Origin of the sequence: Cupriavidus taiwanensis, from assembly GCF_900250075.1 — a bacterium.
GTDB lineage: Bacteria > Pseudomonadota > Gammaproteobacteria > Burkholderiales > Burkholderiaceae > Cupriavidus > Cupriavidus taiwanensis_C.
The window spans coordinates 1,367,704-1,380,552 of the sequence record NZ_LT977070.1 but is presented as its reverse complement, the minus strand read 5'-3'; the positions used below and the strand labels follow the sequence as shown (position 1 = coordinate 1,380,552).

The window sequence follows — 12,849 nt, the reverse complement described above, 5'->3', positions numbered from 1 at the left end:
CCAGGATTACGCGCCCGCCGGCAGCGCAGCCGGCGTGGTCAAGGACAGCTGCTCTTCACCGAGGGTGTTGCGCGACGTGCAGATCGGGCCGCCCTTGAACCCGTCGGCGGCCAGTGCGGCGCCGCCGTGGCCCATGTACTTGTGCAGGATGTTGTGGAAGAGCTGGTCTTCCACCTTGCCGTAGTACGTGACCGGCTCCTTCTCGCTGGGTTGTGCCAGCGTCTTGTAGCCTTCGACGCCCAGTTCGGTCGACGAAGCGCGAACCTTGGCCACCCACTGGTCGAACTCGTAGTTCGACATGGCGTCGGCCTTGAACTTCATGCCCGAGAAGCCGCCGCCGCTGTAGTTGGCGGACACGCCGTCATACGAGCCGGCATGGTTGGCGATCAGGTGCAGCTTGGTCTCCATCCCCGCCATGGCGTACACCTGGCTGCCCAGTTGCGGGATGAAGAACGAATTCATGATCGAATCCGAGGTGATCTTGAAGTTCACCGGGGTGTCGACCGGGAACGCGATCTGGTTGACGGTGGCGATCTTCAGTTCCGGATAGATGAACAGCCACTTCCAGTTCAGCGCGACCACCTCGATGGTGACCGGCTTCTTGTTCGATTCCAGCGGCTTGTACGGGTCCAGGTCGTGCGAGGACTTCCAGGTGATGATGCCCAGCGCGATGATGATCAGGCACGGGATCAGCCACACCACCACTTCGATCGCGGTCGAGTGCGACCAGTCCGGCTCGTATCGCGCCTTGGTATTGGACGCGCGGTACTTCCAGGCGAACACCAGCGTGAGCACGATCACCGGCACCACCACCAGCAGCATGAGCCAGGTGGCGATCAGGATGATGTTCTTGATATCGACGCCGACCTGCCCTTTCGGGTCGAGCAGCGTCATGTTGCAGCCGGCCAGCAGAAGCAGGCCGAGGCAGGGCAGGAACCGCGTCCAACGCGGCAGTATGGGTTTCTTCATGTCACGACTGGTTTGGTTACACCGCGCTTTGGGCAAAAGCGTGGCTAAACCGCCTGATGCTCGCGCAAGAGGCGTGGGGCTATGGGAAAACCGGAAGGACGTGTCCTTAGCTGGCGTTGCGGTCGGGCGGCGGATCTAACGCCGGAGGACCATGCGGCCTTGCAACGCCATGAACACGGAAGGACAACTGACTGCGCGCGCTGCAGGCCCTGTGGGACCTTGCCGGCGCTGCGGCACCTGGTGGCCGAAACCGCGAACGGTCCCGGCTCAGTACTGCGGCCGGGTAGCGTTGGAATACGAGGCTTTTGCACCTCCCGGCAGACCTGCCGTCAGGGCAGGCGCGGTTTTCGGCCGGGGAGCGCAACACGTAAAACATCGTGGGCGCGACTGTACCGCAACGCAACATTAGGGGTAAACCCAACGCCACGGAACACACTGTTCATTTAAACGGACAATCCGCACATTGGTGCACCGCGTTGTCCTTGATCCACGTCAACACCACAAAAACGCGGGTAAATATGCAGAAAGCCGCGCTTCAGGCGGCTCTCCGGGGTGCGGCACTGCGCTGTGGCATATTGTCGCAGTGCCGCATGCGACGCCGCGGCTCAGCCGTAGCGGCGCGTGATGGACTCGGCGATGCACACCGGCCGCTCGCTGCCTTCGCGCTCCACGGTGACCTCCCAGGTGGATTGCGCGCCGACCAGTTCGGGCGACTTGGGAAGCGGATCCAGGCGCTCGACCTTCAGCAGCTTGATGCGCGCGCGCAGCTTGCTGCCGACCGGCACCGGTGCGGTAAAGCGCACCCGGTTCAGCCCGTAGTTGACGCCGATCTTGGACGGCATGCTGAGCGCGCTGTGCATGAACCTGGGCAGCAGCGACAGCGTCAGGAAGCCGTGCGCGATCGGGCCGCCATAGGGCGATTCCTTTTTCGCGCGCTCCACATCGATGTGGATCCACTGGTGGTCGCCGGTGGCCTCGGCAAACTGGTTGACCTGTTGCTGGGTTACCTCGATCCATTCGCTGACCGCGACTTCCTGGCCCTGCAGCCCTTCCAGTTCTTCCAGCGTTGCGATGGTACGCATGTCGATCGTCTCCTCGTGACGGTTAAGTGTGGTTAGGCGGGCCGGCGGCCGTACATGCCCATGCCCTTGACGGTGCACACCAGTTCGCCGCGCTGGTTGGTGGCTTCCCACTGGGTATGGACCACGCCGCGGTCCGGCTTGGACTGCGACGGCCGGCTGTCCAGCACGTTCAGCACCACCGTCAGCGTGTCGCCGGCATAGACCGGCTTGAGCCAGCGGATCTCGTCGACGCCGGGCGAGCCCATGCTGGCCGACTTGCCGGTGGTGCTCAGCACCAGCAGGCGCATCATGATCGAGCACGTCATCCAGCCGCTCGAGATCAGCCCGCCGTAGATGCTGTTGGCGGCGGCTTCCTTGTCGATATGGAACGGCTGCGGATCGTACTGGCGCGCGAAGTTCAGGATCTCTTCCTCGGTAACGAGGTAGGAGCCCAGCTCGCGGCGGCTGCCGACTTCAAAATCCTCGAAATACAGCATGGGGGTGTCTCCGTTGTGAATGCGGTTGACTTGTCCGCACGATGATCGCATGGCAGGCCGGCGCGCGCGTCCGTATTTGCCGAACCCGCCCCTAACAGCGCGCAAAGAAAAAAACCGCGCCAGGACTGCAGCGCGGTTTTGACTGGGCCGACGGGATCAGGCAGCTTCCTGGAACCCCGGCTGGGCGGCAAACCTGCCCAGGTGATGATCCACGTCGCCGAAGGTAGTGTTGATCATCGTCAGCCGCTTGAACATGTGCGTGGCCGGCAGTTCGTTGGTCACGCCCATGCCGCCGTGGATCTGCACCGCCTCCTGGCCCACCGTGCGGGCGGCCTGCCCCACGCGCGCCTTGGCGGCGGACACGTAGCGGCGGCGCTCTTCCGGCGTCGCCTCCTCGAAGCGCGCCGCGGCCAGCAGCGTGATCGAGCGCGACTGCTCGGCGTGGATGAACATCTCGACCATGCGGTGCTGCAACGCCTGGAAGCGCGCGATCGGCTGGCCGAACTGCTGGCGCGTCTTGGCGTATTCCAGCGTCGCGGCGTTAAGCGTGTCCATCACGCCCACGGCCTCGGCGCACAGCAGCACCGCGGCGTAGTCGGCCACCTGCTCGACCAGCGCGAAGCCCTTCCCGGCTTCGCCCAGCAATTGCGCGGGCGCATCCTGGAAGGTGATATCGGCGGCGCGCAGGTTGTCGATGGTGCGGTAGTCCCGGATGCTGACGCCCGCGCCCTTGGCATCGACCAGGAACAGCGAGATGCCATCCTGGTCGGCCTCGGCGCCGCTGCTGCGCGCCGACACGACCAGCCGGTCGGCCTGGCCGCCGTGCACCACCACGGTCTTGCGGCCGGTGAGCTTGCCGTCGCGGGCGGTGACGCGCACGTGGTTCAGCTCATAGCGCGCCTGCGGCTCGTTGAACGCCACCGCCAGCTTCAGCTCGCCGCCCGCCACCTGCTCCAGCAGCGCATCCTGGCCGCCCGCCAGGCCGAGGGCGTAGGCGCCCACCACGGTGGCCAGGTAAGGCTCGACGATCAGGCCGCGGCCCAGTTCCTGCTGCACCACCATCATGTCCAGGGCCTTGCCGGCAAAGCCGCCCTGCGCTTCCGGCACCGGCAGCGCGGTCAGGCCCAGTTCGGCCAGTGCGCCCCATGCGGTCTCGCCGTAGCCGGCGGCGCTCTCATAGCGCTTCTTGCGCTCTTCGAAACCGTAGTCCTTGTCGATGAAACGGCGGACGGCGTCGGCCAGCTGCTTCTGTTCGTCGCTGAGATTGAAGTTCATGATGCGTGTCTCCTCACAGCCCCAGAATCATCTGGCTGATGATGTTCTTCTGAATTTCGTTGGACCCGCCGTAGATGGAGGTCTTGCGATAGTTGAAGTAGTACGCGGCCAGCGGCGCGGCGTCGTCGTAGCCGGTCACGGCGTGCTCGGTCTCGCACTCCAGGTAGGCGGTGTCGAACGGCTGCGCGTACGGGCCGACGGCCTCGACCATCAGCTCGGTCAGCAACTGCTGGATCTCGGTGCCCTTGATCTTCAGCATCGAGGCCTCGGGGCCGGGGCCCTTGCCCGCGGCTTCGCTCGACACCACGCGCAGCACGGTGATCTCCAGTGCCATCAGCTCGATCTCGAGCGCGGCGACCTTGGCGCCGAACACCGGATCTTCCAGCAGCGGCTTGCCGTTCTTCTGCTGCTGGCGCGCCACGCGCTTGAGGAAGCCCAGCTCGCGCTTGGAATTGCCGACGCGGGCGATGCCGGTGCGCTCATGGCCGAGCAGGTACTTGGCGTAGGTCCAGCCCTTGTTCTCTTCGCCGACGCGGTTCTCGACCGGCACCTTGACGTTGTCGAAGAAGACTTCGTTCACCTCGTGCTCTTCGTCGAGCATGATGATCGGGCGCACGGTGATGCCCGGGGTCTTCATGTCGATCAGCAGGAACGAGATGCCCTCCTGCTTCTTGGCCTCGGGGTCGGTGCGGACCAGGCAGAAGATCATGTCGGCGTGCTGGCCGAGCGTGGTCCAGGTCTTCTGGCCGTTGACGATGTAGTGCTTGCCGTCGGACGTCAGTTCCGCGCGGGTCTTCAGCGAGGCCAGGTCCGAACCCGAGCCCGGCTCCGAATAGCCCTGGCACCACCAGTCGGTGCAGTCCAGGATGCGCGGCAGGTAGTACGACTTCTGCTGCTCGTTGCCGTACTTCATGATCACCGGCGCGACCATGGCCACGCCGAACGGCAGCACGCCGGGCGCACCGACGCGGGCATTCTCCTCGTCCCAGATATGGCGCTGGGTGGCGTTCCAGCCGGTGCCGCCGTACTGCACCGGCCAGTGCGGCGCCGACCAGCCCTTGCCGGCGAGCAGCTTGTGCCAGCGCACCAGGTCATCGCGGTTCGGACGGCGGTGGTTGAGAATCTTGCTGCGGATGTCCGCCGGCAAGTTGGCTTCGAGCCAGCTACGCACTTCCTCGCGGAAGGCATCGTCGGACGCCGAGTAGTTGAGATCCATGCCCGTCTCCAGTGGTGCCGGCATGGCGCGGGCCGCCGGCGGTTTGTTCTGCCTGCGCGTCATGCGCCGACAGCAACGGGCACAGGACGCAATTCAGTGAGCCGTCTGCTTCAGCGCATCCGGCACCACGAGCGGAAAAGTCTCGATGCCCTCGTCGGCCAGCGCGTGCACCTCCTCCGGCGAGGCCGAACCGCGGATGCCGCGTTCCGGCGCCTCGTCATAGTGCATGCGCCTTGCCTCCTCGGCAAAGCGGTCGCCAACGTCCTCGGTCTGCGCCAGCACCTGCTTCACTGCCTTCATATAGAGCGCTTGCAGTGTCACCGGTGCGGCAGACGGCGGCGCCGGCCTGGCCTTGCCCTCGCGCGCGGTCGCGCCCGACAGGTTCAGGCGCGGCGCGCTCGGCAGCCGGGTCACGGCGTGGTCGCCACAGACCGGGCATTGGACCAGGTCACGCGAAATTTGCGACTGCGCCTCTTCCTCCGAGGCAAACCAGCCCTCGAAACGATGGTCATGCGCGCAGCGCAGGTCGAGCACCTTCATGATCTTTCCAGCCCGTCAAAAGCTATATTATCCGCGAATCCAAATTTTGTGAACGGTCGTGCTAAATTTTTTAGAACGACCGTTCGGAACCACCCTGCGGCGCCTCGCCGCGCCGGGTCACCGTTGTGCCGAGCCGTACACCGGCATGGGCTGTTCGCCTGGCTGCCACGCACCAGAGATCACTTTTTCGAGCCAGAACGCCCCGATGATGGTCTTTACGTCGGTGATGCGGCCGCTGCGCACCCAGTCTATAACCTGGCCGGCAGGCGCGATGAAGGTTTCCAGGAATTCGCCGTCATCGAGTTGCGCCTCGCCATGCGTCAGGTCGCGCGCGAGCAGGATGTCGATGAACTCGGTCGAATACGAAATGACGGGATGGATGCGCGTCAGGTAGTCCCAGCGCGCGGCGCGATAGCCGGTTTCCTCCAGCAGTTCGCGTTCGCCGCAGCGCTGCGCGCCCTCTTCGGGGTCGAGCTTGCCCGCGGGAAATTCCAGCATCACCTCGCCCACCGGGTAGCGGAACTGGCGTTCCATCAGCACGCTGCCGTCATCGAACAGCGGGATCATCATCACCGCGCCGGGATGGACCACGTACTCGCGCCCGGTCTGCTTGCCGTCGGGCAGCCTGACGATGTCCTGCTTGAGGGTAAGGAACTTGCCGCGATGGACCGTGGCCGACGCCACGCACACTTCCTTCAGTGCGTCGTCGCTCTCGTGGTTCGCGGACAGGCCGGCGGGAAGTGGGGTGCCGCGTTGGATCTTGTCGGTCATGGACGCTCCGGATCAGGCAGGGCCCGGCGCCGACAAGACCGGCTTCAGGCCGTGCGGTGTTTGACGAGGTATTGCCAGGTGAAGCCCGGGAAGGCAAACACCAGCATCATGCAGGCGGTGATGGCGTAGAACTGCCAGCCCTGCGTAAAAGTGCCGCCGAGGTTGGCTTCCACCGCGAAGCCGGCGGCGCCCGCCACCCCGAACCAGACGATCAGTTCCAGCAGGCGCAGCCACAGCGGCTTGCGCGCCTGCCGCAGCGGGATCACCACGAACAGGCGCTGGTTCACGAACGGCAGGTTCGCACAGACCAGTGCCAGCAGGATGACAAACCAGCCGCTTGCGGAGGCGCTCATGTTGCGTGGCGGGTCAGGAGCCCAGGGTCGAGCGGATGGCCTGGTAGCACAGGTTCATCAGCGCGGCCGGGAACAGGCCCAGCAGGATCACCGCGGCGCCGTTCACGCTCAGCATCGAGCGCAGGCCAAAGGTGGCTTCCAGCTGCTCTTCGCCGGCGGGGGCATCGAAGTACATCAGCTTGACGATGCGCAGGTAGTAGAACGCGCCGATCAGCGAGAACAGCACCGCCACCACCGCCAGCCAGGTCATGCCGGCCTTGACCACCGCGTCCAGCACAGCCAGCTTGGCATAGAAGCCCACCGTCGGCGGGATGCCCGCCAGCGAGAACATCATCACCAGCATCAGGAAGGCAAACCACGGGTTGCGGCGCGACATGCCCTTCAGGTCTTCCAGGGTCTCGGCCTCGAAGCCCTTGCTGGTGCGCAGCAGGATGATGCCGAAGGTGCCCAGCGTGGTCAGCAGGTAGGTCACCGAGTAGAACATCGCCGAGCTGTAGGCATCGGCGGCACCGTCGGCCTTGTTGGCGACCACGCCCGAGAGCAGGCCCAGCAGCACGAAGCCCATGTGCGAGATGGTCGAGTACGCCAGCATCCGCTTCAGGTTGCTCTGCACGATCGCGGTCAGGTTGCCGATCGCCAGCGAGATGATCGACAGCACCACCAGCATCATCTGCCAGTCGCTGGCCAGCGGCAGCAGGCCTTCCACCAGCACGCGGATGAACAGCGCGAACGCCGCCACCTTCGGGCCGCCGGCGATCAGCAGCGTCACCGCGGTCGGCGAGCCCTGGTAGATGTCCGGGATCCACATGTGGAACGGCGCGGCGCCCAGCTTGAACGACAGGCCGGCGACGATGAAGACCACGCCAAAGGCCAGCATGGTGGTGTTGATGCGGCCCGATTCGACCGCGCGGAACACCTCGCCCAGGTTCAGCGAACCGGTGGCGCCGTACATCATCGAGATGCCGTACAGCAGGAAGCCCGAAGCCAGCGCGCCCAGCACGAAGTACTTCATCGCGGACTCGGATGTCACGCGCGACTCGCGGCGCAGGGCCACCAGCGCGTACGACGACAGCGACAGCAGTTCCAGGCCCAGGTACAGGGTCAGGAAGTTGTTGCCGGTGATCATCACGATCTGGCCGCCCAGCGTGAACAGCGCCAGCATGTAGAACTCGCCGGCGAACATGTCGCGCTCGGCCAGGTAGCGGCGCGTATAGACCAGCGTGACGAACAGGCCAGCGGCGCAGAACGCCGACAGCACGTTGGCCATCGGGTCGATCACGACCAGGTTGGCGAACGCGTAGTGCGTCTCGCCGGTGGCGGCGTTCATGCCGAACCAGGCGGTCAGCACCAGCGTGGTCAGCAGCGACAGCGGATAGGCCACGCTCTGCTTGCCCTTGCCCCGGGCCAGGTCGATCCAGTTGATCGCGGCGATGGCGATCGCCAGGAAGATGATCGGCGCCACGGGGGCGAGTGTCGAGGACGGTTGCATGTTGATATCTCTCCCCGATTACAGCTTCGACTGAGCCGCGTGCTGCAGCAGGTTGACCACGGACGGGTGCATCACGTCGGTAAAGGGCTTCGGGTGCAGGCCCATGTACAGCGTCATCAGGGCCAGCAGGCCGAGCATGACGAACTCACGCTGGTTCAGGTCGGCCAGCTCGCGCACGTGCTGGTGCACGACGTCGCCGAAGATCACGCGCTTGACCATCCACAGCGAATAGGCAGCGCCGAAGATCAGGGCGGTAGCAGCCAGCAGGCCGATCCAGAAGTTGAACTTGACGGCGCCCAGGATCACCATGAATTCACCGACGAAGCCCGAGGTGGCCGGCAGGCCGCAGTTGGCCATCGCGAAGAACACCGACAGCGCGGCGAACTTGGGCATGGTGTTGACCACGCCGCCGTAGTCGGCGATCTGGCGCGAGTGCACACGGTCATACAGCACGCCGATGCAAAGGAACATGGCGCCCGAGATAAAGCCGTGCGAGATCATCTGGATGATGCCGCCTTCGACGCCGATGTCGCTGAAGATGAAGAAGCCCAGGGTGACGAAGCCCATGTGCGCGATCGACGAGTACGCCACCAGCTTCTTCATGTCGGCCTGCACCAGCGCCACCAGGCCGATGTAGATCACCGCGATCAGCGAGATGGTGATGATAAACGGGGCCAGATAGTGGCTCGCGTCAGGCGCGATCGGCAGCGAGAAGCGCAGGAAGCCGTAGGCGCCCAGCTTCAGCATGATCGCGGCCAGCACCACCGAGCCGCCGGTCGGCGCTTCCACGTGGGCGTCGGGCAGCCAGGTATGCACCGGCCACATCGGCACCTTGACCGCAAAGGCGACGAAGAAGGCAATGAAGATCGCGATCTGCTCGTTCATCGACAGCTTGGCCTGGTGCCACTGCAGGATGTCGAACGTGCCGGTCTTGTTGTACAGGTACAGCAGCGCGACCAGCGTCAGCAGCGAGCCCAGCAGCGTGTACAGGAAGAACTTGAAGGCCGCGTAGACGCGGTTCGGACCGCCCCAGACGCCGATGATGATGTACATCGGGATCAGCGTGGCCTCGAAGAACACGTAGAACAGCATGCCGTCGAGCGCGCAGAACACGCCCACCATCAGGCCCGACAGGATCAGGAACGAGGCCATGTACTCGGCCACGCGCTCGGTGATCACTTCCCAGGCCGAGATCACCACGATCACCGTGATGAAGGCGGTCAGCACCACGAACCACATCGACAGGCCGTCGACGCCCAGCAGGTAGTGGATGTTGAAGCGTTCGATCCAGCTCGCCTTTTCGACGAACTGCATCGCCGCGGTGGCGCGGTCGAAGTTGAACACCAGCGGCAGCGTGACCACGAAGCTGGCGATCGAGCCGAACAGCGACATCCAACGCACGAAGCCGGGGCTGCGGTCCGAGCCGAAGGCGAGGATCAGCAGGCCGAAAAAGACAGGCAGCCAGATTGAGAAAGACAGAACCATTTCTATGTTTTCCTTACTTGGTGCCTATCACTTGGTGCCGATCACGCCCGTGATCGTCAGCGTCAGCAGCACCAGCATGCCGACGATCATCGCGAACGCGTAGTGGTAGATATAGCCCGACTGCAGGTAGCGGCTGGCCGAAGCAAACGATGCCACCACGCGCGCCGCGCCGTTGACGAACAGGCCGTCGATCAGGCTCTGGTCGCCGCCCTTCCACAGGCCGGTACCGAGCAGGCGTGCGCCGCGGGCGAACACGGCCTGGTTGATGGCGTCCATGTAGTACTTGTTGTCCAGCAGCTTGTACAGGCCCGAGAAGCGATTGGCGATGGCTTCGGGGATATCCGGGCGCTTCATGTAGAAGAACCAGGACAGCACCACGCCGGCGATGGCCAGCCACAGCACGGGCGTGGTCAGCGAGTGCTGCGCCATCGCCACCCAGCCGTGGAACGCTTCCTTCAGCTCGGCCATGGCGTGGTGGTTCTCGCCGACGAAGATCACTTCCTTGAAGGCGATGCCGTTCTTGAAGAAGTTGCCGAACAGCATCGGCTCGATCGCGATGGCGCCGATGATCACCGACGGAATCGCCAGCAGCACCAGCGGCAGCGTCACCACCCACGGCGACTCGTGCGGCTTCTCGCCGGCGGCCAGGCCATGGTGATGGTCGTGCGAGACTTCCTCGTCCTCGTGGTCGCCCTCATGGTGCTGGTGCGCATGGTTCTGGCCCCAGCGCTCCTTGCCGTGGAAGACCAGGAAGTACATGCGGAACGAGTAGAACGCGGTCACGAACACGCCGGCCAGCACGGCGAAGTAGGCAAAGCCCGAACCGGCGATATGCGACTCGGCCACGGCCTCGATGATCGAGTCCTTGGAGTAGAAGCCCGCGAAGAACGGCGTGCCGATCAGCGCCAGCGAACCCACCAGCGAGGTGATCCAGGTGATCGGCATGTACTTGCGCAGGCCGCCCATGTTGCGGATGTCCTGGTCGTGGTGCATGCCGATGATGACCGAGCCCGCGCCCAGGAACAGCAGTGCCTTGAAGAAGGCGTGAGTCATCAGGTGGAACACGGCGACCGAGTAGGCCGAGGCGCCCAGCGCGACGGTCATGTAGCCCAGCTGCGACAGCGTCGAGTACGCGACCACGCGCTTGATGTCGTTCTGGATGATGCCCAGGAAGCCCATGAACAGCGCCGTGATGGCGCCAATCACCAGCACGAACGACAGCGCGGCGTCCGACAGCTCGAACAGCGGCGACATGCGCGCGACCATGAAGATGCCGGCGGTCACCATGGTGGCCGCGTGGATCAGCGCCGAGATCGGGGTCGGGCCTTCCATCGAGTCAGGCAGCCAGACATGCAGCGGGAACTGCGCCGACTTGCCCATCGCGCCGATGAACAGGCAGATGCACGCGACCGTGATCATCATCCAGTCGGTGCCCGGGAAAACCACGGTAGCCAGCTGGTCGCGCGCGGCGAATACTTCGGTGTAGTTCATGCTGCCGCTGTAGGCCAGCAGCAGGCCGATGCCCAGGATAAAGCCGAAGTCACCGACACGGTTGACCAGGAACGCCTTCAGGTTGGCGAAGATCGCGGTCGGGCGCGTGTACCAGAAGCCAATCAGCAGGTACGACACCAGGCCCACCGCTTCCCAGCCGAAGAACAGCTGCAGGAAGTTGTTGCTCATCACCAGCATCAGCATCGAGAAGGTGAACAGCGAGATGTACGCGAAGAAGCGGTTGTAGCCGGGATCCCCGTCCATGTAGCCGACGGTGTAGATATGCACCATCAGCGAGACGAAGGTCACCACGACCATCATCATCGCGGTCAGCGAGTCGACCAGGAAGCCGACCTCCATCTTCAGGCTGCCGATGGCCATCCACTCGTAGACGGTGCCGTTGTAGCCCGCGCCGTTCATCACGTCGAGCAGCACCATCACCGACAGCACGCAGGCAATGGCCACGCCCAGGATGGTCGAGGTGTGGGCCAACATCCGGCCGCCGCGCGACTCCGAGGAAAACAGGCCAAAGAACTTGGTACCGAACAGGCCGGCGATCGCGGAGCCGACTAGCGGCGCCAGCGGAATCGCAAGCAGCAGGTTGGGGTTGAGCGTGGTTGCCATAGGACGCTTAGTGGTGTGCGGTCGGAGAGTCTTGGTTATCTGCGTAGTACGGCACGGATCAGTACTTGAGGGTGTCCATGTCGTCCACGTTGATCGTATCCAGGTTGCGGAACAGCACCACCAGGATTGCCAGACCGATTGCCGACTCGGCGGCGGCCACCGTAAGGATGAAGAAAACGAAAACCTGACCAGCCAGGTCGCCCAGGTAATGCGAGAAGGCGACGAAGTTGATATTCACCGCGAGCAGCATCAGTTCGATCGCCATCAGCAGCACGATCACGTTCTTGCGGTTCAGGAAGATGCCGACGATGCTGATCGCAAACAGGATCGCACCGAGCACGAGGAAGTGGGCGAGAGAGAGCACAGCGTTTCTCCGGGCTTTAGTTCTTATTGGCGGCAGCCGCGGCTTCCGTCTGCTGGTTCTGGGCTTCGGCCTGCATCGGCACCAGGCGCACGCGTTCGTCGCGGCGGGTGCGCAGCTGCGCCGACACGTCCTGGGCCTTGGTGTCCTTGCGGCGGCGCAGGGTCAGCGCGACCGCGGCGATGATCGCCACCAGCAGGATGATGCCGGCCACTTCGAAGGCGTAGATGTAGTCGGTGTAGATCAGCTTGCCGAGCGCGGCGGTGTTCGAGTACCCCGGTTCCTGCGAACCGCTGGCCACCACCGGCGCGGTGGTGCCGATGAAGTTGCGCACCAGCACGATCGCCATCTCGGCGATGATCAGCGCGCCCACGATCGAGGCCATCGGCACGTAGGTCCAGAAGTCGCGGCGCAGGTGCTCGATGTCGATATCGATCATCATCACCACGAACAGGAACAGCACCATCACCGCGCCGACATAGACCAGCACCAGCAGGATGGCGAGGAATTCCGCCTTGAGCAGCATCCAGATCGCGGCGGCCGTGAAGAACGACAGCACGAGGAACAGTGCGGAATGCACCGGGTTCTTCGCAGTGATGACTTTCAGTGCGGAGAGCACCAGCACCAGCGCAAAGACATAGAAGATGGTGGTCGTGAGTTCCATGGTTCCTATCGGATCCTCTCAGGGCCGTCCGGCACAGGCCTTCCCCTTCGGGT

Annotated in this window: 13 protein-coding genes; all 13 read right to left on the bottom strand. The window is 64.2% G+C overall.

What is annotated here, in order from left to right; genetic code table 11:
- Nucleotides 1-6: 6 nt before the first annotated feature.
- The 13 genes from cyoA to CBM2588_RS06360 all read right to left on the bottom strand — a co-directional run bounded on the left by cyoA (nucleotide 7) and on the right by CBM2588_RS06360 (nucleotide 12,796).
- Entirely contained in the window at nucleotides 7-969 is a 963-nt protein-coding gene (gene cyoA, locus CBM2588_RS06420; protein ID WP_025582408.1) for a ubiquinol oxidase subunit II, read from the bottom strand.
- Between the two features lie 605 nt (nucleotides 970-1,574).
- On the bottom strand, nucleotides 1,575-2,051 hold the full coding sequence (locus CBM2588_RS06415) for a MaoC family dehydratase (protein ID WP_115679834.1): 477 nt from the start codon (nucleotides 2,049-2,051) through the stop codon (nucleotides 1,575-1,577).
- Between the two features lie 32 nt (nucleotides 2,052-2,083).
- Nucleotides 2,084-2,527: a MaoC family dehydratase gene (locus CBM2588_RS06410; RefSeq protein ID WP_012352347.1), complete on the bottom strand. Its 444-nt coding sequence runs from the start codon at nucleotides 2,525-2,527 to the stop codon at nucleotides 2,084-2,086.
- Nucleotides 2,528-2,683: 156 nt separating this feature from the next.
- Entirely contained in the window at nucleotides 2,684-3,802 is a 1,119-nt protein-coding gene (locus tag CBM2588_RS06405) for an acyl-CoA dehydrogenase family protein (RefSeq protein ID WP_115679833.1), read from the bottom strand.
- Between the two features lie 13 nt (nucleotides 3,803-3,815).
- Nucleotides 3,816-5,018 carry an acyl-CoA dehydrogenase family protein gene (locus tag CBM2588_RS06400; RefSeq protein WP_092314032.1) on the bottom strand — a complete coding sequence of 401 codons (1,203 nt, stop codon included), beginning with the start codon at nucleotides 5,016-5,018 and terminating at the stop codon, nucleotides 3,816-3,818.
- Between the two features lie 93 nt (nucleotides 5,019-5,111).
- Entirely contained in the window at nucleotides 5,112-5,558 is a 447-nt protein-coding gene (locus tag CBM2588_RS06395; protein WP_115679832.1) for a DUF1178 family protein, read from the bottom strand.
- A gap of 117 nt (nucleotides 5,559-5,675) precedes the next feature.
- Entirely contained in the window at nucleotides 5,676-6,329 is a 654-nt protein-coding gene (locus tag CBM2588_RS06390) for an NUDIX domain-containing protein (RefSeq protein ID WP_115679831.1), read from the bottom strand.
- Between the two features lie 44 nt (nucleotides 6,330-6,373).
- The gene (locus CBM2588_RS06385; RefSeq protein WP_062797778.1) at nucleotides 6,374-6,682 is read right to left on the bottom strand and encodes a DUF2818 family protein; all 309 of its coding nucleotides are present in this window, start codon (nucleotides 6,680-6,682) and stop codon (nucleotides 6,374-6,376) included.
- Nucleotides 6,683-6,695: 13 nt separating this feature from the next.
- Entirely contained in the window at nucleotides 6,696-8,171 is a 1,476-nt protein-coding gene (nuoN, locus tag CBM2588_RS06380; RefSeq protein WP_018005453.1) for an NADH-quinone oxidoreductase subunit NuoN, read from the bottom strand.
- Nucleotides 8,172-8,189: 18 nt separating this feature from the next.
- Nucleotides 8,190-9,656 carry an NADH-quinone oxidoreductase subunit M gene (locus tag CBM2588_RS06375; protein WP_115679830.1) on the bottom strand — a complete coding sequence of 489 codons (1,467 nt, stop codon included), beginning with the start codon at nucleotides 9,654-9,656 and terminating at the stop codon, nucleotides 8,190-8,192.
- 27 nt (nucleotides 9,657-9,683) lie between these two features.
- On the bottom strand, nucleotides 9,684-11,771 hold the full coding sequence (gene nuoL / locus CBM2588_RS06370) for an NADH-quinone oxidoreductase subunit L (RefSeq protein WP_115679829.1): 2,088 nt from the start codon (nucleotides 11,769-11,771) through the stop codon (nucleotides 9,684-9,686).
- A gap of 58 nt (nucleotides 11,772-11,829) precedes the next feature.
- Nucleotides 11,830-12,135, bottom strand: coding sequence for an NADH-quinone oxidoreductase subunit NuoK (gene nuoK, locus CBM2588_RS06365; RefSeq protein WP_029044763.1), 306 nt, complete (start codon nucleotides 12,133-12,135; stop codon nucleotides 11,830-11,832).
- Nucleotides 12,136-12,151: 16 nt separating this feature from the next.
- Nucleotides 12,152-12,796 (bottom strand): NADH-quinone oxidoreductase subunit J, encoded by a 645-nt coding sequence (locus tag CBM2588_RS06360; protein WP_115679828.1) that lies wholly within the window; start codon nucleotides 12,794-12,796, stop codon nucleotides 12,152-12,154.
- Nucleotides 12,797-12,849 lie beyond the last annotated feature (53 nt).